Source organism: Thermogutta sp. (genome assembly GCF_014359955.1).
GTDB lineage: Bacteria > Planctomycetota > Planctomycetia > Pirellulales > Thermoguttaceae > Thermogutta.
This window is the reverse complement of sequence record NZ_JACIYL010000854.1, coordinates 1-1802: the sequence shown is the minus strand read 5'-3', so window position 1 is coordinate 1802 and position 1802 is coordinate 1. Positions and strand designations below refer to the sequence as shown.

Sequence of the window (1802 nt, the reverse complement as noted above, 5' to 3'; positions counted from 1 at the left end):
CTCGGATCCTCAGGGGCGATCTCGCATTTGGGGGGTCTACAGGAGGGGGTGGGTTGCCGGGAGATAGGACGGTAGAGTAACGTAATGGCTATTCAAGTGGGGGCCGTTGGCTGTAAGACACTCAAATCTTGTGCGGGAAGGAGTCCATCACAATGATGTCGGGTCGCAACCGCGTGGTGCTCGCTTTCATGGCCCACCCTGACGACGCAGAATTCTGCTGTGGCGGGACGCTCATTCGACTGCGAGAACTGGGTTGGGAGGTCCATATCGCCAGCCTGGCCCCCGGCGACTGCGGAACAATGACGGAGAATCGCTGGGATATTTCCAGTCGTCGAACGCGTGAGGCCACGGCCGCCGCTCAACTAATTGGGGCCACCTACCACTGCCTTGACGAGCGGGACGGTTTCATCGTGTACGACAAGCCGACAATTCAAAAGGCGGTGGATCTGTTTCGTCGCATTGCCCCTGGCCTGGTGTTTACACATGCCCTTCGCGATTACATGATGGACCATGAAATGACGGCGCTGGTGGCGCGGGCGGCCAGCTTCCTGCACGGTGCGCCGAACGCCTCCGCCTTTCCGCTGAAAGAGAATACTGCCGTTCCCTATCTCTATTACTGCGATCCACCGGAAGGACGCGATCCCTACGGCGAGGTTATCACCCCCACTACTTATGTGGACATCTCCGCGCAGTTGGAGAAGAAAGCCGAAATGCTGGCCTGTCATGCCAGTCAGCGGGAATGGTTGCGATCATACCACGGAATGGATGAGTACATCGAATCAATGCGGCGGCACGCTCTCTTTCGCGGCGAGGAGGTCGGCGTTGCCGCGGCCGAGGCCTTTGTGCAACATCGAGGACACGCCTATCCCCGAGACGATATCCTTGCGGAACTTTTTCCGCTGAAACGATAACGTCCTGGACTTCCTGGCGAACTGGCCGGGGTGCCCGGGGAGTTTTCATCAGAACGGTCATGGAGTGAATGGTGGAACAGCAAGGGGGCGAACACTCGAAAACGCTGATACGAGCCGACGACTGATGGCGGACCTCGGCAGCAGAGTGGGACGCCATCACCCATGACCAGCGAGTCTTTTGGTCAGATAGAAAGATGTTTTTTGGGAACAGAACGTGGAGAGCGGGCGAGCGGGCATGGGCTTTTACTGGTACCGTTGGCCGAGGGAACAACCATGGCGAAGAAAAAAACGCAGCCGAAAAAGCGTCCGACTGCCGTCAGGGCGAAAGATCTGACGCCGCGGGAAAGACAGGTGATCCGACTGATCAGCCTGGGCTGTTCAGTTAAAGAAGCAGCCGCCATCCTCAAGCTGGCCCCCAGCACGGTGGACAATCACAAATCGAACGCGATGAAAAAACTGGGAGTCAATAAATTGCCACTTGTCACGCGGATGGCCATCAAGTTGGGCATCAGCCGACTCAATGATCGCCTCACACCCCTTGAAAAACGCAGAAGTGGGCGAAAGAACGACGGCTGGAACTGATAGGGGGCTTGCCACAGCGGAGATCGGTGAGACGCTTTTCACCGTGCTTCTATTTGGTGGGGGAAGATTGGGCAGGTCGCGAATCTCCCGGTGAGTCTTGAGGATGGGCTGGTTCGCCTTCCGGTGCGGTATTTTCCCTCACGGCCGGATTGGCGTTGTCGATTGGCCTGACCAGCACGAGGCGGATGCGGTACTTCTGTGTATTTGGCTTAGGAATCTCACCGGATGGTGAAGTCGGTTGCCCTTCCACCTGAGCGGCTGCCGCAGCGGGCGGGGCTTGCCGCTCGAGGCTTTCCCGTTGAGTTCCCT

At 57.9% G+C, this 1802-nt stretch carries 3 protein-coding genes; 2 read left to right on the top strand and 1 reads right to left on the bottom strand.

The window, feature by feature from the left end:
• Nucleotides 1-152 precede the first annotated feature (152 nt).
• The gene (locus H5U08_RS17590) at nt 153-911 is read left to right on the top strand and encodes a PIG-L family deacetylase (RefSeq protein WP_297036095.1); all 759 of its coding nucleotides are present in this window, start codon (nt 153-155) and stop codon (nt 909-911) included.
• A 162-nt stretch (nt 912-1073) separates the two neighbouring features.
• Nucleotides 1074-1493 carry a LuxR C-terminal-related transcriptional regulator gene (locus H5U08_RS17585; protein WP_297036092.1) on the top strand — a complete coding sequence of 140 codons (420 nt, stop codon included), beginning with the start codon at nt 1074-1076 and terminating at the stop codon, nt 1491-1493.
• 49 nt (nt 1494-1542) lie between these two features.
• Here H5U08_RS17585 and H5U08_RS17580 read toward each other — a convergent pair.
• Nucleotides 1543-1802: hypothetical protein (locus H5U08_RS17580; protein ID WP_297036089.1), on the bottom strand; the 260-nt coding region annotated here is incomplete at its 5' end.